This window comes from Chlorobaculum parvum NCIB 8327 (assembly GCF_000020505.1).
Lineage (GTDB): Bacteria > Bacteroidota > Chlorobiia > Chlorobiales > Chlorobiaceae > Chlorobaculum > Chlorobaculum parvum_A.
This window is the reverse complement of record NC_011027.1, coordinates 2,092,630-2,113,225: the sequence shown is the minus strand read 5'-3', so window position 1 is coordinate 2,113,225 and position 20,596 is coordinate 2,092,630. Positions and strand designations below refer to the sequence as shown.

16 protein-coding genes and 1 tRNA gene are annotated in these 20,596 nt (G+C 57.4%); 8 read left to right on the top strand and 9 right to left on the bottom strand.

Features of this window, described 5'->3' with window-relative positions; all coding sequences use genetic code 11:
* Nucleotides 1-16: 16 nt before the first annotated feature.
* From CPAR_RS09715 to CPAR_RS09705, 3 genes are read right to left on the bottom strand one after another with little or no spacing between them, the layout of a single operon-like run.
* A complete protein-coding gene (locus tag CPAR_RS09715; protein ID WP_012503137.1) occupies nt 17-730 on the bottom strand; it encodes a lysophospholipid acyltransferase family protein in 714 nt (237 codons plus the stop codon).
* Between the two features lie 23 nt (nt 731-753).
* Entirely contained in the window at nt 754-2,070 is a 1,317-nt protein-coding gene (gene thrC, locus CPAR_RS09710; RefSeq protein WP_012503136.1) for a threonine synthase, read from the bottom strand.
* A gap of 13 nt (nt 2,071-2,083) precedes the next feature.
* Nucleotides 2,084-3,058, bottom strand: a complete 975-nt coding sequence (locus CPAR_RS09705) for a homoserine kinase (protein WP_012503135.1) — start codon at nt 3,056-3,058, stop codon at nt 2,084-2,086.
* 210 nt (nt 3,059-3,268) lie between these two features.
* On the opposite strand from CPAR_RS09705, the gene atpA reads away from it, so the two are divergent.
* The 6 genes from atpA (at nt 3,269) to CPAR_RS09675 (ending at nt 11,916) form a co-directional block, all read left to right on the top strand.
* On the top strand, nt 3,269-4,849 hold the full coding sequence (atpA, locus tag CPAR_RS09700; protein ID WP_012503134.1) for a F0F1 ATP synthase subunit alpha: 1,581 nt from the start codon (nt 3,269-3,271) through the stop codon (nt 4,847-4,849).
* An 83-nt stretch (nt 4,850-4,932) separates the two neighbouring features.
* The gene (locus tag CPAR_RS09695) at nt 4,933-5,811 is read left to right on the top strand and encodes a F0F1 ATP synthase subunit gamma (RefSeq protein WP_012503133.1); all 879 of its coding nucleotides are present in this window, start codon (nt 4,933-4,935) and stop codon (nt 5,809-5,811) included.
* 163 nt (nt 5,812-5,974) lie between these two features.
* Nucleotides 5,975-8,431, top strand: coding sequence for a bifunctional aspartate kinase/homoserine dehydrogenase I (gene thrA, locus CPAR_RS09690; protein WP_012503132.1), 2,457 nt, complete (start codon nt 5,975-5,977; stop codon nt 8,429-8,431).
* Nucleotides 8,432-8,439: 8 nt separating this feature from the next.
* Entirely contained in the window at nt 8,440-9,711 is a 1,272-nt protein-coding gene (locus CPAR_RS09685) for a competence/damage-inducible protein A (RefSeq protein ID WP_012503131.1), read from the top strand.
* 151 nt (nt 9,712-9,862) lie between these two features.
* The gene (gene mutL / locus CPAR_RS09680) at nt 9,863-11,743 is read left to right on the top strand and encodes a DNA mismatch repair endonuclease MutL (RefSeq protein WP_012503130.1); all 1,881 of its coding nucleotides are present in this window, start codon (nt 9,863-9,865) and stop codon (nt 11,741-11,743) included.
* Nucleotides 11,744-11,843: 100 nt separating this feature from the next.
* Nucleotides 11,844-11,916: transfer RNA gene (locus CPAR_RS09675), tRNA-Arg, on the top strand.
* 96 nt (nt 11,917-12,012) lie between these two features.
* On the opposite strand, the gene CPAR_RS09670 is transcribed toward CPAR_RS09675, so the two are convergent.
* Nucleotides 12,013-12,459, bottom strand: coding sequence for a c-type cytochrome (locus CPAR_RS09670; RefSeq protein WP_012503129.1), 447 nt, complete (start codon nt 12,457-12,459; stop codon nt 12,013-12,015).
* 191 nt (nt 12,460-12,650) lie between these two features.
* Here CPAR_RS09670 and mtgA point away from each other — a divergent pair, with 191 nt between their 5' ends.
* A complete protein-coding gene (gene mtgA / locus CPAR_RS09665) occupies nt 12,651-13,535 on the top strand; it encodes a monofunctional biosynthetic peptidoglycan transglycosylase (protein ID WP_012503128.1) in 885 nt (294 codons plus the stop codon).
* Between the two features lie 41 nt (nt 13,536-13,576).
* On the opposite strand, the gene rd is transcribed toward mtgA, so the two are convergent.
* From rd to dapF, 5 genes are all read right to left on the bottom strand, one after another.
* Nucleotides 13,577-13,738 (bottom strand): rubredoxin, encoded by a 162-nt coding sequence (gene rd / locus CPAR_RS09660; protein WP_012503127.1) that lies wholly within the window; start codon nt 13,736-13,738, stop codon nt 13,577-13,579.
* 215 nt (nt 13,739-13,953) lie between these two features.
* Nucleotides 13,954-15,282, bottom strand: a complete 1,329-nt coding sequence (locus tag CPAR_RS09655) for a Glu/Leu/Phe/Val family dehydrogenase (RefSeq protein ID WP_012503126.1) — start codon at nt 15,280-15,282, stop codon at nt 13,954-13,956.
* A 29-nt stretch (nt 15,283-15,311) separates the two neighbouring features.
* Nucleotides 15,312-16,166, bottom strand: a complete 855-nt coding sequence (amrB, locus tag CPAR_RS09650) for an AmmeMemoRadiSam system protein B (RefSeq protein ID WP_041466362.1) — start codon at nt 16,164-16,166, stop codon at nt 15,312-15,314.
* Between the two features lie 9 nt (nt 16,167-16,175).
* On the bottom strand, nt 16,176-17,180 hold the full coding sequence (amrS, locus tag CPAR_RS09645) for an AmmeMemoRadiSam system radical SAM enzyme (protein ID WP_012503124.1): 1,005 nt from the start codon (nt 17,178-17,180) through the stop codon (nt 16,176-16,178).
* A gap of 70 nt (nt 17,181-17,250) precedes the next feature.
* A complete protein-coding gene (gene dapF / locus CPAR_RS09640) occupies nt 17,251-18,045 on the bottom strand; it encodes a diaminopimelate epimerase (RefSeq protein WP_012503123.1) in 795 nt (264 codons plus the stop codon).
* 349 nt (nt 18,046-18,394) lie between these two features.
* On the opposite strand from dapF, the gene CPAR_RS09635 reads away from it, so the two are divergent.
* Complete coding sequence (locus tag CPAR_RS09635) at nt 18,395-20,590, top strand: photosystem I psaA/psaB family protein (RefSeq protein ID WP_012503122.1); 2,196 nt, start codon at nt 18,395-18,397, stop codon at nt 20,588-20,590.
* Nucleotides 20,591-20,596: the final 6 nt, after the last annotated feature.

Here is a 20,596-nt window from a genome sequence, read left to right as displayed (position 1 = left end):
GCTACAGGTTCAACTCTTACGCGGCGTTGTTCACTTGCTCCAGATTGCCGCTGATGATTCTGTAACTCTCCTTCATCAACTCTTCGGCTTTGGCGTGCTGGTCGGGATCGATCGGTTTGCTAATGATCATGCGCACCGTGCCGTGGTTGATTTTCAGGCTCTTTTTCGGAGTGATGAGGTTGCTGCCGACAATGGTTACGGGCAGCACGGGCACTTTCGCTTTCTCGGCAATGATGAATGCACCCCGCTTGAAGGGCAGGATGTCGCCTGTTTTGGAGCGCGTGCCTTCGGGGAAGATGTGAATCGAACGCCCGGCTTTGAGCGTGTCGGCCGCTTTCAGCATGCTTTGCAGCGCCTCCCGGTTCTGGCCACGCTTGATGAAAACATAGCCGCCCGATTTCAGCGCATGGCCGAATATCGGCACCTTGCCAAGCTCCTCCTTGGCTACAAACCTCAGATTGAGTTTTATCGCCCCAAGAATCAGTGGAATGTCGGCCATGCCGGCATGGTTGCTGACGACCAGGTAGTTCTTGTCGGGGTTGTAGTTCTCCTCTCCCTCCACCGTGACGGTAATGCCGAGCAGCTTTGCGGCAAAGCGTCCCCACCAGGCGGCCATGGTATGAAACCGGTCACCGGTCGGATCGAACAGGTTCAGGATGAGCGCAAAGAGCATCCCGAAGAACATGACCGGGATGATCACCAGGAAAAAGAGAATCGTCTGGAGATTCATGGGTTCTGTCGGGGTCTGGTTGCTTACCGGTCGAGATTGCCAAGGAATCCGGCAAGATCTTCGTATCTGTTACCGATCAGCGTAGCCTGTTTCGGCTTGTTCATGATGTCGTGCATCGATTCCGGGATCGGCACCTCCTTGCCGGTGGCCGTCCTGATCGCTTCGTCGAACTTGACCGGATGCGCCGTGGAGAGCACGACCGCCGGTTTCCCGGCACCTGAGCGGGTATCGCGGAAGTGTTCGAGCGCCCGATATCCGACGGCGGTATGGGGATCCATGATGTAGCCGTATCGATCATGTACAGCACGGATCGTTTCAACGGTTTCAGCGTCCGAGACTGCGATGCCTGCAATGTCAACACCCATTTTGCGGAAGTCGCCTTCGTAGAAGTGCAGCAGGCGGGCGAAGTTGCTCGGGTTGCCGACGTCCATCGCCGTGGTCAGGGTCTTGATGGTCGGCCGCGGTTCGAAGCGTCCCTCGTCGAGATAGCGTGTGACGCTGTCGTTGGCGTTCGAGGCCGCGATGAATCCGCCGATCGGGAAGCCCATCATTTTCGCCATCACGCCGGCGGTCAGGTTGCCGTAGTTGCCGCTCGGCACCGAGAAGGTCGGCAGCGCATTCGATTGGTGCTGGCGGAGTTGCAGGGCAGCCCAGGCGTAGTAGAACGACTGCGGAATGAGGCGCGAGATGTTGATGGAGTTGGCCGAGGTCAGCGTCAGCTTCTGCCGAAGCGACTGATCGACGAAGGCCTGCTTGACCAGGCGCTGGCAGTCATCGAAATCGCCCTTGACTTCGAGAGCATGGACGTTGTCGCCCGCCGTGGTGAGCTGCTGCTCCTGCAAATGGCTCACCTTGCCCGACGGGTAGAGCAGCACCACCCGGGTGTTGGGAATGCCGTGGAAGCCGTAAGCTACCGCGCTGCCGGTGTCGCCGGAGGTGGCCACCAGCACGGTGATCATCCGGCTCTCTTCGGCGGCGTAAAAGCCGGTCATCCTTGCCAGGAAGCGTGCGCCATAATCCTTGAACGCGAGCGTCGGGCCGTGGAACAGTTCTTCGACAAAGGTATCGGCATCGAGTTCGTGCAGAGGCGTTTCGAAGGTGAAGCAGTCGTCGATCAGCGCCGAGAGGCGGTCGAGCGGAATTTCATCACCTACGAACTTCTTGGCGATGGCAAAGGCGATATTGGTGAACGAGCCGCTCTCCAGCAGCGAAATCTCCTCGGCGGAGAAGCGCGGCATTTCGGATGGCACGTACAACCCCCCATCGGGCGCGAGGCCTTCGAGGGTAGCTTTTTTCATCGTGACGGGAGCGGAAGCTTTCGTGGTGCTGTAGAAAATCATATCGTGATGCGTTTCAAAGAGTTGAGCTGATGACGCGTGCGCCCTGGCTGCACACGGGCGAGACCCACATGTCGGAATCCAGCTCGGCTTTCGAGAGTTTGAAGGTTTCCTGCATGGCCGCGCCGACCGTTTCGGCTGTCGCGCGGGATGAGGAGAATGCGAAGACTGACGGGCCGGATCCGGCGATGCTGCATCCCAAAGCTCCGGCGTCGAGCGCGGCCTGTTTGACCTCGTTGAAGCCGGGAATGAGCGGTGCGCGCTTCGGTTCGGCGACCACATCCACCAGCGCGCGGCCGATCAGGTCGTAATCCTCCATCAGCAGTCCGGAGACCAGTGCGCCAACATTGCCCCACTGCTGAATAGCCATGGAAAGCGGAATCGATTTTGGCAGCACGGAGCGGGCGAACGAGGTTTTTACTTCGGTGTGCGGATGTACGAGCGTGCAGAACAGGTCTTTGGGTGGCCTGATGGTGATCAGGTCGAGCGGATGATAGCTGCGGATCAGGATAAAATTGCCCAGCATGGCCGGCGCGGCATTATCGGCATGGGCCGAGCCGCACGCGACGCGCTCGCCTTCGATGGCGAAATGTACCAGCTCCATCTTGGAACAGGGCGAACCGAGCAGTTCGTTGGCCGCAACGAGCGCCGCTGCGGCACTGGCCGCACTGCTGCCCATGCCGCTTGAGAGCGGCAGATGCTTTTTCAGTTCCAGGTCAATATGCCCCTTGAAGTCGATGCCCTTGGTCGAACGGATATATTCGAGAAACTTGAGCACGACGAAGCTCGACGTGTTCTTTTTCGGGTCGAGCGGCAAGGCGCCTCCGTCCCCCGAAATCGAGGTGATCGTGACAGGGCTGCCGCTCCGGGGTTCGTCATGAAGCGTCAGGATAACTTCATCACCGGGTTCGGTAATGGCAAAACCGAGGACGTCAAAACCGCAGGCAACATTTCCTACTGTTGCCGACGCAAATCCAGTGACGGTTTTCATAGCGTGATAGGGGGCATGATTGCTGAAACGGTACGGCGACGGGTTGCTCCGGAAAAGTCTCTTATCCAAATTGTCTTGTGCATTTGAATAACTGGAAGCTTTTCATTAAATTTGGCTTTTATTTTTTGGAGGGTAACGGGCCGTAGCCAGATTCAAGAGAAGGTACGGAGAATCTTTTTCTTTTCTTAACAATAACCTATCGAATTCCATATGTCAACAGCAGTCAGACCCGATGAGGTGTCTTCCATACTCCGCAAGCAGCTCGCAGGTTTCGAGTCGGAAGCGGATGTATATGATGTAGGAACCGTTCTGCAGGTCGGTGACGGTATCGCCCGTATTTACGGTTTGTCGAATGTCGCCGCCGGTGAGCTCCTCGAATTCCCCAATGATGTCATGGGCATGGCCCTGAACCTCGAAGAAGACAACGTCGGTGCTGTGATGTTCAGCAAGGCGAGTTCGGTAAAGGAAGGCGATACCGTCAAGCGTACCAACATTCTCGCTTCCATCCCGGTCGGTGAAGCAATGCTCGGCAGGGTAGTCAACCCGCTTGGCGAGCCGATCGACGGTAAAGGCCCGATCAACACCGAAATCCGCCTGCCGCTTGAGCGCAGGGCTCCCGGTGTTATCTTCCGTAAATCGGTGCACGAGCCGCTTCAGACCGGTCTGAAAGCTATCGATGCCATGATTCCGATCGGCCGCGGCCAGCGTGAGCTGATCATCGGCGACCGCCAGACGGGTAAAACCGCTGTCGCGCTCGACACCATCATTAACCAGAAAGGCAAGGGCGTACAGTGTATTTATGTGGCTATCGGCCTGAAAGGCTCGACCGTTGCTCAGGTTGTTAACACCCTTGAGAAGCACGGTGCTATGGAATACACCACGGTCGTTTCGGCTACGGCTTCCGACCCGGCTCCGCTGCAGTTCATCGCTCCGTTCGCCGGCGCGACCATCGGCGAATTTTTCCGTGATACCGGCCGTCACGCTCTGGTTATTTATGATGACCTTTCCAAGCAGGCTGTGGCATACCGCCAGCTTTCCCTGCTTCTCCGCCGTCCGCCGGGACGCGAAGCATACCCCGGTGACGTGTTCTACCTGCACTCGCGCCTTCTCGAACGCGCTGCAAAGATCACCGACGATATCGAAGTGGCCAGGCAGATGAACGACCTTCCCGAGCCGTTGAAGCCGATGGTGAAGGGCGGTGGCAGCCTTACGGCGCTTCCGGTCATCGAAACCCAGGCTGGTGACGTTTCGGCTTACATTCCGACCAACGTGATTTCGATTACCGACGGTCAGATCTTCCTTGAGTCGAACCTGTTCAACGCTGGTCAGCGTCCTGCTATCAACGTCGGTATTTCGGTTTCCCGTGTGGGTGGTGCCGCTCAGATCAAGGCGATGAAAAAAGTTGCCGGTACGCTCAGGCTTGACCTGGCGCAGTTCCGTGAACTTGAAGCCTTCTCCAAGTTCGGTTCTGACCTCGACAAGGCCACCAAAGCTCAGCTCGACCGTGGTGCTCGCCTGGTCGAAATCCTGAAACAGGGCCAGTATATTCCAATGGCGGTTGAGAAGCAGGTTGCCATTATTTTCGTTGGTACCCAGGGTCTGCTCGATACGGTTGACATCAAATATGTCCGCCAGTTTGAGGAGAGCTTCCTCGAGATGCTGGAGCAGAAGCATCCCGACCTTCTCTCGTCGATTGCCGAAACCGGCAAGCTTGAGTCCGATATGGCCTCCAAGCTGACAGATGTGGCGCAGAAGTATGTCGCCGCATTCAAAGAGAAGCACAAGGCCTGAAGGCAGCACAAGTGAGTGAGCGCCCCTGAAAACTCAGGGGCGTTTGCAAGTTATTCGGCAATACCAACAATGTTTCGGAATACATGCCAACGTTAAAGGATATACGCATACGGCTCAAGGGTATCAAATCCACCCAGCAGGTGACCAAGGCCATGAAGATGGTTGCGGCCGCCAAGCTGAGAAGGGCCCAGGACAGGGCGATTCAGGCCCGTCCGTATGCCGGGAAGCTGAAAGAGATGCTCGCCTCCCTTTCGACCAAGGTCGACACCTCGCTCAACCCGCTGCTCTCGCCTCGCGAAGAGGTGAACAAGGTGCTGGTGGTGCTGGTTACCTCCGACCGAGGTCTTTGCGGTGGCTTCAACGCCAATATCATGAAGCTCGCTCAGAGGGTCATTCATGAGGATTACGCAGCGCAGCACGCCAAAGGTGCGGTGACCATGATCTGCGCGGGAACCAAAGGCAGTGACTTTTTCCGCAAGAGAGGCTACAATGTCACCAAGGCCTATCCCGGTGTTTTCCAGAATCTCGACTTCTCTTCGGCAAAAGAGATTGCCGAGCTCGCCTCGCAGATGTACCTGAAAGGTGAGGCCGACAAGGTCATTCTGGTTTATAACGAGTTCAAGTCAGTGCTCGCTCCGAATCTCAGAACAGAGCAGCTTCTGCCTATCGCTCCTGAAGAGGGAACGGAAGAGGCCGCAGGCAGCGAGTATCTGTACGAGCCTTCGCCGGAAGCCATCATCGACGAGCTGGTGCCCAAGCATCTCAATACCCAGGTCTGGAGAGTGATGCTTGAGTCCAACGCCGCCGAGCAGGCTGCCCGAATGGCTGCCATGGATTCGGCAACCGAGAACGCCAAGGAGCTGATCCGGGTGCTGAACATCAGCTACAACCGCGCACGTCAGGCTGCGATCACCAAAGAGCTGAGCGAGATTGTCGCCGGCGCCGACGCCCTGAAGCAGTAATTTCAGCGGTTACAGGAACCATTGGAAAGCGCCCCCATACAGGGCGCTTTCTTTTTTTGTGTTGACGGGGAAGGAAAAAAGAGTCGCACTTTGGCTTGTATTATTCACCCGGCCGTAAGAAATTAGGATGTCCGTTTAAACGTGTAACGCACCATTGTACAGCATGAAGGTATTCAAGTTCGGAGGATCGTCGATCGCATCGGCGGCCAATATCAGTAACGCAGCCGCTATCATCAGGAAGGAGCTGGAGCGCTCGGAGCTTATCGTCGTGGTTTCAGCCATTGCCAGAGTGACCGATCTGCTTGCCGAAGCCGGCGCGCAGGCCGGCAAGGGTGACGAGGCCTGGCGTGAAACGCTTGACGTGATCGGATCGCTGCATGCTGACGTCATCCGTGAGCTGTTCGGCGAAGAAGCCGCTCCAGAGGAGGCGTGGCTTCGGGAAGTGGTGGCCGAGCTGAACGATGTGCTGCACGGTGTTGCGTTGCTCAGGGAGCTTTCCGACAAGAGCCTAGTCCTCATTCTGAGCTACGGTGAGCGGCTTTCGTGCCGGATCATGAGCCGATGCCTTGATGTTTCGGGTACGCCAGCCGAGTGTGTGGATGCTCGTGAGCTCATCGTGACGGACGAGAATTACTGCTATGCGAAAGTCGATCGACTGGCCACGGGCAAGCGCATCAAAGAGCGCTTCCAGACGTACGATCCTGTTCCGGTTGTGACCGGTTTCATCGCATCTGCGGAAGATGGCAGCGTGACCAATCTTGGGCGCGGCGGTTCCGATTTCACCGCCACGATTCTCGGCGCGGCGCTTCATGCCGAAGAGGTTTGGATCTGGACCCACGTGGACGGTTTCTACAGTGCCGATCCGAAACGGGTGCCCGATGCGAAGGTGCTGCCGGAGATCAGCTACGCCGAGGCGATGGAGCTTTCGCACGCCGGCGCCAAGGTGCTGCACCCGCTGGCCGTGCAGCCGGTGATGAAGGCTAGCATTCCGCTCTTGATCCGCAACGCCTCCGATCCGGAGAATCCCGGTACCCGAATCGGTCAGTTACCCGCCTCGACCGACGGCCAGCCAAGACCGGTGACCGGCCTGACCTCGATCAATCGCGTCGTGCTGCTCAACCTTTCCGGCAGCGGTATGGCCGGTGTGCCTGGCACGGCATCGCGTCTTTTCACCTGCCTTGCACGGCACAGCATCAACATCATCTTCATTTCGCAGGCTTCGTCGGAACAGTCGATCAGCCTTGCGGTCGCTCCGGATCAGGCATCGATGGCCAAGAAGGTGCTCGAAGAGGAGTACTCGCGTGAGATCAAGGAGCGTCGGATCGACCCGGTCAGCGTTCGCCGCAACCTGGCGATGGTTGCCATCGTCGGCAACAAGATGTCGGGGCACCCTGGCGTGTCGGCGCAGCTCTTTGAAACGCTCGGCAAGAATGGCGTCAACGTGATCGCCGTTGCGCAGGGCGCCAACGAGATGAACATCTCGGTCGTCATCGACAGCAGCGATGAAGACAAAGCGCTCAACTGCATCCACGAGTCCTTCTTCCTCTCGATGCGCAAGGTGCACGTGTTCATCGCTGGAACCGGCACGATCGCCAAGAGCCTGATCAGCCAGATCAGGGATCATCGCGCGACCCTTCAGCAGGAGATGGCGCTCGACATCGTGGTTGCGGGTCTGGCCAACACCCGGGCGATCTGCATCGAGCCGGAGGGCATCGATCTGGAGCACTGGGAGGAATCGATGAAGACCAGGGAAGCGCATCAGGGCATCGGCCACTACATCAAGCTGATCCGGGCAGAGAACCTGCACAACACCATCGTGGTGGATTGCACGGCCAGCAAGCAGGTTGCCGAGAGCTACCCGGAGCTGCTTCAGGCCAATATCTCCGTGGCCACGGCCAACAAGCTCGGCATGGCCGGTTCGGGGGAACTGTACGGCAAAATCATGAAGGCCGAGCGGTCGAGCAACGCCCGGTTTCTCTACGAAACCAACGTCGGTGCGGGCCTGCCGATCATCAGCACGCTTAACGACCTGAAGAACAGCGGTGACCGGATCATCTGCATCGAAGGCGTGCTGTCCGGCACTCTGAGCTACATCTTCAACGAGCTGCGCAAAGGCGGACGCTTCAGTGAGATCGTGCGCAAAGCCAAGGAGTCCGGCTACACCGAACCCGATCCGCGCGACGATCTTTCCGGCGCGGACTTCGCTCGCAAAATGCTCATCCTCGGGCGTGCGCTTGGCTACCAGCTCGAGTACGACGATGTGGAGTGCCAGAGCCTCGTTCCCGAATCTTGCCAGGGCGACATGAGTACGGCTGAATTCCTCGACCGACTCGCAACCATCGACGATTGGTATGTCGAAGAGATGGAGAGTGCGGCCAAAGAGGGCAAGACCATCGCCTACACCGGTGAGCTGAAGGATGGCAAGGCGAAGGTCGGCCTGAAGCGCGTGCCGCTGGAAAGCCCGGTGGCCGGCCTGAACGGGACGGAGAATTTGGTGGTTTTCACCACCGACCGCTACCTCGACACCCCGCTGGTGGTCAAGGGGCCGGGTGCGGGCGGTGAAGTGACCGCGGGCGGTGTGTTCGCCGACATTCTCCGGATCGCAAGTTATCTGGTCTGAGGCGGCGCATGAAAGCAGTCATCATCTCCATCGGCGACGAGTTGCTCAAAGGGCATCGCGTTAACACCAACGCTCCGTTCATCGCGCGCCAGCTTGGCACCATCGGCATTCCCGTAAGCCGCATCATTACTTGCTCGGACGATCCGCAATCGATTCGCGTTGCGGTGACGTCGGCGCTCGAAGAGGCCGAAGCGGTGCTCATGACCGGCGGGCTCGGCCCGACCAACGACGACCGGACACGCACCACCGTACAGGAGCTGCTCGGCCGCGGCCTCGTCTTTGACGAGCCTTCGTTCGAGCGAATTGCCGAGATGTTCCGACGCCGCGGCCGCCCGGTAACGGAGGCGATGAAAGCGCAGGCGATGGTCATTGAAGGCTCGGTCACCGTGCCCAACACGAAAGGCACCGCACCCGGCATGATTATCGAATGCGCGCCGCAGTTCGCGGGCCGCTATCTCGTTCTCATGCCGGGCGTGCCGGTGGAGATGGAGGCCATGATGCAGCTCACGGTCATTCCGTTTTTCGAGCCGCTCTCTGGCGCGTTCATTCGCCACACCCCTATCATGACAATGGGCATCGGCGAGTCGCAGCTTTCGGGGCTGATTGCTCAGGTTGAAGACGAACTGCCGTCAGGCACCACGCTCTCCTATCTGCCCCATGCCGCCGGGGTGAGCCTCATGGTGAGCACTTCGGGGAGCCGGAAAGAGGAGGTCGACGAACAGAACCGCCGGGTAGTCGATGCCATCGTTGAACGAGCCAGGTCTTTTGTCTATGCGATCAGGGATGCACGGCTCGAAGAGGTGGTGGTCGAGACGCTGCTTGAAAAAAAGATGACCGTGGCTGTGGCTGAGTCCTGCACCGGTGGCCTTATCGCGAGCCGTCTGACCGATGTGGCCGGTTCGTCCGGCTGTTTTCTGCAAGGGCTGGTCACTTACAGCAACGAGGCCAAAGTCGCACAGCTTGGCGTTGATCCGTTGACAATCGAAGAGCTCGGCGCGGTCAGCGAGCCTGTGGCCGAAGAGATGGCCCGTGGCTGCCTCGAACGGAGCGGCGCGGACATCGCGGTCTCCACGACAGGCATTGCCGGGCCGGGTGGAGGATCGCCGGAAAAGCCGGTTGGCACGGTCTGCATCGCGGTTGCTTCCCGTTCAGGAAAGGGCGATGTGACAGTCGAGGCCTCGACGTTCTCGATGCACGGTGACCGCCAGCAGAACAAGGCGCGCTTCAGTGAGGCAGCTCTCCGCGCATTGCTGGTCAGGCTGAAACAGCCCGGCTCCTGATAGACGAGCTTCCGATTGCTGCCGAACGCTTTCAGGGGCTTTTGAATTGTGTATATTTTTTCGCTGGTGTTCCGCAAGTGTTAGGTTGTCTGCTCCGGAACAGGGGCGCGAAGAAGAGATGACTACCCAATGAAAACTGCGTTTGTGTTTTATGCCTTCCATTGCAAAACTTCCTGATATCGTTGCCAATAAAATTTCGGCTGGCGAAGTGGTGCAGCGTCCGGCCTCGGTGGTCAAGGAGCTTCTCGAAAATTCAATCGATTCCGGAGCTTCGGCCATCACCGTCGTCATCAAGGAGGCCGGCCGGCAACTCGTCCGGATCATCGATAACGGCTGCGGCATGGACAGCGATGACGCCCTGCTCAGCGTGGAACGGTTCGCCACCAGCAAGATTTCCGACGTGGATGATCTCAATGCACTCCGGACGCTCGGCTTTCGCGGGGAGGCGCTGGCAAGCATTTCGTCGGTCTCGCACTTCGAGCTGAAGACCCGTCGCCAGAGCGAGCCGGTCGGCATCCAGCTCATCAGCAACGGCGGTGAGATCGAAGGCCCTCAGCCTGCGCAGTGCGAGCCCGGTACGTCGATTTCGGTGCGCAACCTCTTTTTCAACGTTCCGGCCCGCCGCAAGTTCCTCAAATCCAACGCTACCGAGTTCAAGCACATTCACGAAACCGTCAAGGCGTTCGTGCTGGCCTACCCGGAAATCGAGTGGCGCCTGATCAACGACGATCACGAGCTGTTCTATTTTCGCACGCCGGACGTTCGTGAGCGCCTGAGCCACTTTTACGGCGAGGGATTCGGCGAAAGCCTGATCGAGGTGACCGAGGAGAACGATTACATGACCATCGGCGGCTATCTCGGCAAGCCCGGCATGATGGTGCGCCAGAAATATGACCAGTATTTCTACATCAACCGGCGTCTGATCCAGAACCGGATGCTGGTGCAGGCGGTGCAGCAGGCCTACGCCGAGCTGCTTGAGGAGCGGCAGTCTCCGTTTGCATTGCTCTTTCTCGGCCTTGACCCTTCGCTGGTCGATGTGAACGTGCACCCGGCCAAGCTGGAAGTAAAATTCGAGGATGAAAAAAGCATCCGGAGCATGGTCTATCCGGTCGTCAAGCGCGCCGTCCGGACGGCTGATTTTTCTCCTGAGGCGACCGTAGCGCCTTCGCCGGCACCGGTCGGCTCACATGGCATCGGGTTGCCGGAAAGCAGCTCTCGTAAACTGGCCTATTCGGACTTTTCCGGCAAATCCTCGACCACGGGTGATCTGTACCGGAACTACCGGCAGGGTGCGTTCGATCTCTCCGGCGCGTCCGTGCCGCCGCCATCGATTGACCCGGTTGAATCGTCTTTCGGCTCCGGTTCCGGAGAACCATACCCTTCGATGGTGCAGGAGTCGCTTCTGACGCCGTCTGCAGATCAGCCGTCCGCCGCTGACGAGCAGAATCCTGTCGCGCCGGACAAGGAACCGAAAATCTGGCAGCTGCATAACAAGTACATTATCTGCCAGATCAAAACCGGCCTGATGATTATCGATCAGCACGTGGCGCACGAGCGGGTGCTGTACGAACGCGCGATCGACGTGATGAACGAGGCTGTGCCCAACTCGCAGCAATTGCTGTTTCCGCAGAAGATTGACCTCAAGCCGTGGCAGTACGAGGTGTACGAGGAAATTTCCGAAGAGCTGTACCGACTCGGCTTCACGATCCGTCCTTTCGGCGGGCTGAGCGTCATGATCGAAGGCGTCCCGCCGGACGTGCGCGACGGAAATGAGGCCACGATTTTGCAGGATATGATTGCCGAATATCAGGAGAACGCCTCGAAGCTGAAGCTGGAAAAGCGCGATAACCTGGCCAAATCGTACTCCTGCCGCAACGCCATCATGACTGGTCAGAAGCTCGACGTCGAACAGATGCGGATGCTCATCGATCGCCTGTTCGCCACACGAATGCCCTACGTGTGTCCGCACGGCAGACCGGTCATCATCCGCCTCTCACTCGGCGAACTCGATCGCATGTTCGGAAGAACGTAGATGCACGGAGTGGCGGAAAAGTTGGATGTCTGTACGCCGCGAGCAGTTGTCTTGTTTCCTGAAAAATAAGTTTGTACATTACCGGCCAGAACGATTTTTTACCCTTGTAGCTCAGTGGATAGAGCACCAGTTTCCTAAACTGTTGGTCGGCAGTTCGAGTCTGCCCAAGGGTACTCCTCATACCACTCATACGAGGTCGCTCCGGCGGAAAAAAAGCAGCAGGGTTTTCCCTGCTGCTTTTTTTTATCGTCTGTTCGAATGCGAAGTGCTTATTGCTGGTAGCATCCGCCCTGTCCGGTTCCTCTGCCCTGACCCTTGCCGGGGCCCCATTGCCCGCCGGAGTACTGATCCCATACCCATGCAGACACAGCCGCCAGCTCTTCAGCGCTGAGGGGGATGGCTGGCATCAGGCCGAAACGGGTGATGGCTTGCTGGTCGGCAAGCACCTTCTCTTTGCTGGGGGCTTTGATGAAGTCAGCCATCTGCTTGATTCCCTCAGCTCGAGAGGAGTAGCGCTGGTGGTACCTTGCCGAAATAGGCAGAATGGGTGGCGCGGATTTTGGCGGCGGCGTAATCGAGTGGCAGACGCTGCAACTCCTGTCGAAGACCGCCTTGCCGTCCACGGCGGCAGACGCTGTCGAAGAAAAGCCCCAGAGCATCAGGCCCGACAGGGCAAGCACTTTCGCTTTGGTAAGCATGTCGTTAATCTTGTTCATGGTTCATCGCATTTCATGGTTTCGAAAATTCGTCAGCCTTTCGTACGAATATAAAAGTAGCTAAAAAACGGAAAAGCCAGTCAGGGAATCAACGAGCTGCATCATGTTTTACGAAGCGTTGTAAATCTTTATACTTGAAGATGCCTTCGAGCTGAACCAAAGGTCTTTCCGGAACCGTTCACTTCACCCTCATGAAATTGCTCAGAAATCTGTTCCTGTTCATCCTGTTCATTCTGCTGGTTGATGTGGGCCGGTACTTCGTCGTGCCGGATGTTGCCGAATTGAAGACCGTCAATCCCGAAACCACAGCGTTCATGGAGTCCCGAAAGGCCCAGTGGCGACGTGATGGCATTGATCGCACCATTTCGCAGCGCTGGGTGCCGTTGAGCCGGGTTTCGCCAATGCTTGTCAAAGCGGTACTCATTGCCGAGGATGACAAGTTCTGGCACCATGAAGGATTTGATTACGAGGCGATCCGGAACGCTGTCGAAAAAGACATCGAAGCGCGTGAGTTCAGGTTCGGGGCGAGCACCATCAGCCAGCAACTGGCCAAGAATCTCTATCTGTCGCCATCGAAAAATCCGGTCAGAAAACTCCAGGAGGCGATTCTGACCTGGCGCCTCGAACGCACGCTTTCCAAACGGCGCATTCTCGAACTTTACGTCAACACCGTTGAGTGGGGGAGTGGGATTTTTGGTATCGAAGCGGCCGCGAAACACTATTACGGCATCAGCGCTTCACAACTCACTGCAAATCAGGCGGCGCGGCTGGCGGCGGTGCTGCCCAACCCGATAAGGTTCAAGCCGAACGGAACGTCCCGTTTTGTCGAAAAGCGCGCCAGGCTGATTCAGGGCATCATGATGAGGCGAGGGCTTGTCGTGCCCGATTATCGTGAGGTGATCAGCGAACCCGATACAACCGGAAGCGCTCAGCCCGATTCGGTGGTCGTCGGTATTCCGGAGGGGCTTATCGATGAGGCGTTGCAGGCGGACAGCACCGCAGAGAAGGGTGGTGATAGTGCTGAAAAAGAGCCGGTGCATGTAGAGTCCGAACAAAAAAGCCAGTCCGGAGACTGAGTGTCTGCCGGACTGGCTGGAAACAACAAGGCGAAGTTTTTTCAGGACTCGGGTTCGAACAAGGATTTGTCCACTCCGCACACCGGGCATACCCAGTCTTCCGGAAGATCTTCGAACGGCGTTCCCGGATCGATTCCGTTGTTCGGATCGCCATCTGCCGGATCGTAAACATAGCCACAAGGCACACATACGTATTTCTGCATATCTCGTCTCCTTTTGAATGAAAAGTTATGGGGGGTTCACAAAAACATTCTTGTACTTCGGATTAACATCGAAAAACGCTCTTCTGCCAAGGCATGGCGTTAATCAATAACCAAGTAAGGTCACGATCGTTATAAAAAGTTCTCCGCGCTCTACCTTAATCAGTTATTTCCTTTTTTGCCAGTGCATCGTTAGGGTTTGACCGGCATCAAGTGGCTTACACCCAGCCACGCAGTGTCATGGCCTCCTCGATGCGGCGTATGGCTACGATCATTGCGGCCGTGCGGTTATCGACCTTCCAGGCGAGGGCGGCTTCGTGCACCGCGCTGAAGGCGGCGGTCATCTTTTTTTCGAGTTGTCGGTGAACCTCCTCTTCCTCCCAGTACCAGCCGCTGGTGTTCTGCACCATTTCAAAGTAGGAGACCGTTACGCCACCTGCGTTGCAGAGAAGATCGGGAATGAGGTAGACGCCTCGTTCGTGGAGGATCTTGTCGGCTTTGGGGGTAGTTGGGCCGTTGGCCAGTTCCGCCACGATGGCGGCGTTGATGTCGCGAGCGTTGGCGCCGGTGATCTCGTCTTCGAGGGCGGCCGGAATGAGCACGGCGACGTTGAGCTTGAGCAGTTCGCCGTTACTTAGCGGTGTCGAGCCCGGAAATCCGCCCACGGTTCCGTTGCGTCTTTTGTGCTCCATGATGGCGTCGTAGTCGATACCGTCCGGCTGATAGATTGCGCCTTTCGAGTCGGAGACGGCGACCACCTTCATGCCGAGCTGTTCGACAACGAGTTTGTGCGCGAACGAGCCTGCGTTGCCGTAGCCGTTGATGGCGACGATTTTGCCGTGAAGGTCGATGCCGAGCGCTTTGGCGGCTTCGCGGATGCAGATGATGCCGCCCCGTGCCGTTGCGTCTCCGCGCCCCAGCGATCCTCCGAGGGCGATCGGCTTGCCGGTAATGACGCCGAAGTCGTTGTGTCCCTGCATGAAGGAGTATTCGTCGGCCATCCAGGCCATGATCTGCGGGGTGGTATAGACGTCAGGCGCGGGCACGTCCTTTGTCAGTCCAAGCAGTCGACCGACCTGCCGGATGTAGCTTCGCGAGAGCCGTTCGAGCTCGCCTTCAGACATGGCTTTCGGATTGCAGATCACTCCGCCCTTGGCGCCGCCGAGCGGAATATTCATGACGGCGGTTTTCCAGGTCATCCATGCAGCCAGCGCCCTGACCGTGTCGATGGTTTCGTCGGGATGGAACCGGATGCCGCCTTTGTTGGGGCCGCGCGCGTCGTTGTACTGCACCCTGAAGCCGTGAAACGCGCGCACCGAGCCGTCGTCCATTTTGACCGGAATGGTGATATGCATTTCGCGCATCGGCCATCGGAGCAGTTCCAGCACTTCCGGATCGAGGCCGATGACCGTTGCCGCTTCGTCGAGCTGCCTGCGGGCGATTTCGAACGGATTGTCTTTTGCTGCTCCGGCGGATGTGCAGGTGTCGAGCACGAAGGGTTCGGGAGCTGGCGTGCCTTCTGGCGGGTGGTCGTCGATTGTCTGCATGACAAATGGAGTTAGGGGTTGTGTGTAAATCAGTGGGTGGTGAACATGACTGCGCCATAACCGACCACGGCATCCCGGGAGGCTTGATCGGCATCGCCGCTGTTCCGGTAGCTGAGCAGCTTGCCTTTCCAGCCTAGCCTGCTGCCGATTTCGAGGACGGTTTTGACGGCATCCGGGCCGCAGAAAACGGTTTCAAGGCCAGGGATTCTGCGCTGCATGACCTCCTGTTCGTGCTGTTCGAGTCCTTGAATGTCCAGCTCAACCAGATGTTCGAGAGTTCGGGTGTCAATGGCTTGGGCATCGTGGTAGGTCGGGTAGTGCGACAGGTCTGAGCTGGCTATGAGCAGGTCGTCGTCCGAGAGGAGCGAAAGGAGGGCTTCTGCGCATTGCCAGTACGTACCCGCCGGGTTTTGGCCAAATAGTACGGGCAGGATTTTGAAGCCGGACGCCAGTGCGTGCTGGAGCAGCGGAAGCTGGACTTCGAGCACGTGGTCGCGTTGGTGGGCGATGTCAGATTGATGATACAGTGTCGGATCGAGTTCGATCAGCCGGATTCGCATCATTTTGTCCAACGGTACGGTGCCCAGCGGTGTGCGCCAGCCGTCGTGCGGATCGATGGCGATGCTGTCGAACAGTGCAGCGTGGGCATTGCCGAGCAGCACCGCGGTTCGGATGTGCTGTCCCTCCAGCGTGCTAAACGCCCGAGCGGCAACCCGCCCACTGAACCGGTAGCCTGCGTGCGGGACGATGACGGCTTTGGGGCTGGGTTGGCTCGATGGCTGGCTTGTTTTCTCAAAAAGCTCAGCGAGCAGAGTGTTGAGTTCAGAGGGATCAGCCGGATAAAAAGCGCCTGCAACAGCTGGGTTCCTGATGTTTCGCTGCATTGCCATCATTTAGTTTTTTACAGGCGATGGCTGGTTGCAGGATGGGCATCGACCTCCAGCGTCGAACCGTTTGACCTGCGCTCCGATGAACTGGCGTTCGCGTTTAACGAGCGTCGCGCCGCAGTGCGCGCAAAGGGTGTCGTTGTGAGACGCTGAGTACACGTGTTGCAATCCGGCATCCCGGCCGATCTGCCAAGCTGTTTCAAGCGCTGACGGTTCGGTGGCCGGTGTTTCGTGCATCTTCCATGAAATCTCCGGGTAAAACGGAATAAGGTGCCAGGGCACGTCGCTAGCGAGTTCGTCAGCGATGAAGCCTGCAAGGCGTTCGAGCATGGCCGGATCATCCGAATGGCCGGGGATGACGAGCGTGGTGATTTCAAGATGGATGCCGCTTTTGCGAATCTGACGCAGGCTGTCGAGCACCGGGGCGAGTCGTGCGCCGCAGAGGCGACGGTAAAAGGCGTCATCCATCGATTTGAGATCGACGTTGATCGCGTCGAGCCACGGGTGAATGGTGTCGAGGCAGAGCGGCGACAGGTAGCCGTTGCTCACCCAGATCGTTTTGAGCCCGCTCTCTTTGGCGAGCTTCATGACGTCGAGTGCATATTCGGCAAAGATTGTCGGCTCGGTGTAGGTGCAGGAGATTGATGGGCATCCGGCGCGGATGGCGTTCTGTACGATCTTTTCGGGTGGGATGAATGGCGTGGCTTCTTCGTCCGGGAGCGCCTGGCTGATCTGCCAGTTCTGGCAGTTGGCGCAGGTGAAGTTGCAGCCCGCCGTACCGAACGACCAGGTCGCCGTGCCTGGCATGAAGTGGTAGAGCGGCTTTTTCTCCACCGGATCAACCGACTGCGACAGCGCCCTGCCGTAGGTGAGCGCAATCAGTCGGCCGTCGATGTTTTTCCTTACCCTGCACAGGCCGCTGCGCCCAGGACGGATGCGGCAGTAGTGACGGCAGAGGTCACACTGAAGCACTCCGTCCGGAGCTGTATGATAGAAGCTTGTCGTATGCATGGCTCATCGACTTCAGGCTTTCGGATCAGGGCTGTTGACCCTGCCACGACAAACTAATTATAAGGCGGACTTACAGGGCGATAGTTCCCTGATAGACCGGGCGGGCCGGCCCTTCGAGGTAAATCTCGTCCATCGCGTCATTGAAGCCGACCATCAGTGTTTCGCCGCTTCTTACCGTCACCCTGACTGGCGATGACGCAACCTTGCCGAGCCGGTAGCTCATCAGAGCGGCCGCTACCGTGCCGGTGCCGCAGGCGAGGGTTTCATCCTCGACGCCCCGCTCGAATGTCCTGATGCTGAGTGCATCGGGTGCGGTGACTTCCAGAAAGTTGACATTGGTGCCTTCCGGGAAGACCTCCTTGTTATTCCGGATGGTGCGGCCTTCGGTGAAGACGTCCATCTGGTCGAGGTTATCGACATAGGCGATGGCGTGCGGGGAACCGGTATCGACGAAATGGCAGCTCCATGCGCCCGCATGCAGATCGTCTCTGAAGTTTTTTGGCGGAAGCATATGTAGCCTGACCGACTCCTTGCCAGTGATCTCTGCCTCATACGTTCCGGGGCCGGCTTCAAAGCGGTAGCGATTTCCTGCCGGGCGGATACCGATGAGGTAGGAGAAGTAGACCGCGCACCGGCCGCCGTTTCCGCACATCGAACCGGGATACCCGTCGGCGTTGTGGTAATTCATTCTGAAATCGGCAGTTTCGGATGCCTCGATAAGAATCAGGCCGTCAGCACCGATGCCGGTTCGCCGGGTACACATCGCATGCACCTGTTCCGGTTCGAGGTTGAACTGACTCTGCCTGTTGTCGATGACGATGAAGTCGTTGCCGGCTCCCGACATTTTGGTGAATTCGATCTGCATGATGTTGATCCGGATGCTTTGTTTTGCTGAGATGCTGATTGCGGTACCCGTTTTCCCGGCAGCTCGCCCGAGCGCAGACAAATCGCGCCAAAGCCCTCTGGCTAAAGGGGAAGCGGGGGCAAAAAACTTTACTATTAAATAAATTTTCTTATTTTATTTGCTACTGTTGCAGGATGCTTTTTTCTCTGAGATCATCTGCAAAACTGTTTTTTCCGGGAATTTCTCCATGTCGTGTCAGCCAGCGGAAATGTATCCGTGACAGACAAGTGGCCGCTTACCGTGGGGGTGTATCACCGGTTTTTTCGGTTTCTTCAACCTGAAAATACGTCCAAACAAAGGAGAGAATACAATGGCTGAACAAGTGAAACCCGCAGGGGTCAAGCCGAAGGGGACAGTGCCTCCTCCAAAAGGAAAGGCGCCGGCTCCGAAGGCAAATGGCGCGCCAGGCGGAGCATCGGTCATTAAAGAGCAGGATGCCGCCAAGATGAGACGTTTTCTGTTCCAGCGAACAGAAACGCGCTCGACGAAGTGGTACCAGATCTTCGATACCGAAAAGCTCGATGACGAGCAGGTCGTAGGCGGCCATCTTGCCTTGCTCGGTGTGCTCGGCTTTATCATGGCAATCTACTACATCTCGGGTATCCAGGTGTTTCCTTGGGGAGCCCCGGGTTTCCATGACAACTGGTTCTACCTGACCATCAAGCCGAGAATGGTTTCGCTCGGCATCGACACCTACAGCACCAAAACTGCCGATCTCGAGGCTGCTGGTGCAAGGCTCCTCGGATGGGCAGCCTTCCATTTCCTCTCCGGTTCGATTCTCCTGTTCGGCGGCTGGCGCCACTGGACGCACAATCTGACCAACCCCTTCACCGGCCGCTGCGGTAACTTCCGCGATTTCCGTTTCCTCGGCAAATTCGGTGACATGGTCTTCAGCGGCACCAGCGCAAAGAGCTACAAAGAAGCTCTCGGGCCACACGCTGTTTACATGTCTTTGCTTTTCCTTGGCTGGGGCCTTCTGATGTGGCTTCTCCTTGGTTTCGCTCCGATTCCCGATTTCCAGACGATCAACTCCGAAACCTTCATGTCGTTTGTCTGGTTTGTCGTTTTCTTCGCTCTTGGTATCTACTGGTGGAACAATCCCCCGAATGCAGCTATCCATCTTAACGATGATATGAAGGCCGCGTTCTCGGTTCACCTGACCGCTATTGGCTACATCAACATCGCGCTTGGCGTGATTGCCTTTGTCGCCTTCCAGCAGCCGTCGTTCCATGCTTACTACAAAGAGCTCGACAATCTGGTGTTCTATATCTATGGTGAGCCGTTCAACCGCGTCAGCTTCGACTTCGTTGAGCAGGGCGGCAAGATCATCTCCGGCTCCAAGGAGTTTGCCGAGTTCGCACCGTACGCTATTCTTCCCAGGAACGGCGCTTCGTTCGGCATGGCAAGGGTGGTGACAAACCTCATTACCTTCAACCACATCATCTGTGGTGTGCTTTATGTGTTTGCCGGTGTGTATCATGGTGGCCAGTATCTCCTCAAGATCCAGCTCAACGGTATTTACAACCAGATCAAGTCGATCTGGATCACCAAGGGCCGCGACCAGGAAGTTCAGGTCAAAATCCTCGGTACCGTTATGGCTCTCTGCTTCTCGACCATGCTTTCGGTGTATGCCGTCATCGTCTGGAACACGATCTGCGAGCTGAACATCTTCGGCACCAACATCATGATGTCGTTCTACTGGCTCAAACCGCTGCCGATCTTCCAGTGGATGTTCGCTGACCCGAGCATCAACGACTGGGTCATGGCCCACGTTATCACGGCCGGTTCGCTTTTCTCGCTGATCGCTCTTGTTCGTATCGCCTTCTTCGCTCATACCTCTCCTCTGTGGGATGACCTGGGTCTGAAGAAGAACTCTTACTCTTTCCCGTGCCTTGGTCCGGTCTATGGCGGTACCTGCGGTGTCTCCATTCAGGACCAGCTCTGGTTCGCCATGCTCTGGGGTATCAAAGGTCTGTCCGCAGTTTGCTGGTATATCGATGGTGCTTGGATTGCATCGATGATGTACGGCGTGCCTGCTGCAGATGCGAAGGCTTGGGATGCGATTGCAGGACTGCATCATCACTATACCTCGGGTATCTTCTACTACTTCTGGACTGAGACCGTGACGATCTTCTCCAGCTCGCACCTCTCGACCATTCTCATGATTGGTCACCTGGTGTGGTTCATCAGCTTTGCTGTCTGGTTCGAGGATCGCGGTTCGCGTCTTGAAGGTGCTGATATTCAGACCCGCACCATCCGCTGGCTGGGCAAGAAGTTCCTCAACAGGGACGTCCAGTTCCGCTTCCCGGTGCTGACCATTTCGGACTCCAAGCTTGCTGGTACTTTCCTGTACTTCGGCGGTACCTTCATGCTGGTGTTCCTCTTCATCGCCAACGGCTTCTATCAGACCGATTCTCCGCTGCCGCCTCCCGTCAGCCACGCAGCAGTATCGGGACAGCAGATGCTTGCCCAGTTGGTTGATACGCTGATGAAACTGATTGCGTAACAGTTA

Bases quoted from the DNA above. Each gene is read 5' to 3' on its own strand.
- atpA (WP_012503134.1), top strand. From the start codon at position 3,269: ATGTCAACAGCAGTCAGACCCGATGAGGTGTCTTCCATACTCCGCAAG.
- CPAR_RS09670 (WP_012503129.1), bottom strand. From the start codon at position 12,459: ATGAACAAGATTAACGACATGCTTACCAAAGCGAAAGTGCTTGCCCTG.
- dapF (WP_012503123.1), bottom strand. From the start codon at position 18,045: ATGCAGATCGAATTCACCAAAATGTCGGGAGCCGGCAACGACTTCATC.
- amrB (WP_041466362.1), bottom strand. From the start codon at position 16,166: ATGCAGCGAAACATCAGGAACCCAGCTGTTGCAGGCGCTTTTTATCCG.
- CPAR_RS09705 (WP_012503135.1), bottom strand. From the start codon at position 3,058: ATGAAAACCGTCACTGGATTTGCGTCGGCAACAGTAGGAAATGTTGCC.
- mtgA (WP_012503128.1), top strand. From the start codon at position 12,651: ATGAAATTGCTCAGAAATCTGTTCCTGTTCATCCTGTTCATTCTGCTG.
- CPAR_RS09635 (WP_012503122.1), top strand. From the start codon at position 18,395: ATGGCTGAACAAGTGAAACCCGCAGGGGTCAAGCCGAAGGGGACAGTG.
- thrA (WP_012503132.1), top strand. From the start codon at position 5,975: ATGAAGGTATTCAAGTTCGGAGGATCGTCGATCGCATCGGCGGCCAAT.
- CPAR_RS09695 (WP_012503133.1), top strand. From the start codon at position 4,933: ATGCCAACGTTAAAGGATATACGCATACGGCTCAAGGGTATCAAATCC.
- amrS (WP_012503124.1), bottom strand. From the start codon at position 17,180: ATGCATACGACAAGCTTCTATCATACAGCTCCGGACGGAGTGCTTCAG.
- CPAR_RS09715 (WP_012503137.1), bottom strand. From the start codon at position 730: ATGAATCTCCAGACGATTCTCTTTTTCCTGGTGATCATCCCGGTCATG.
- CPAR_RS09655 (WP_012503126.1), bottom strand. From the start codon at position 15,282: ATGCAGACAATCGACGACCACCCGCCAGAAGGCACGCCAGCTCCCGAA.
- rd (WP_012503127.1), bottom strand. From the start codon at position 13,738: ATGCAGAAATACGTATGTGTGCCTTGTGGCTATGTTTACGATCCGGCA.
- CPAR_RS09685 (WP_012503131.1), top strand. From the start codon at position 8,440: ATGAAAGCAGTCATCATCTCCATCGGCGACGAGTTGCTCAAAGGGCAT.
- mutL (WP_012503130.1), top strand. From the start codon at position 9,863: ATGCCTTCCATTGCAAAACTTCCTGATATCGTTGCCAATAAAATTTCG.
- thrC (WP_012503136.1), bottom strand. From the start codon at position 2,070: ATGATTTTCTACAGCACCACGAAAGCTTCCGCTCCCGTCACGATGAAA.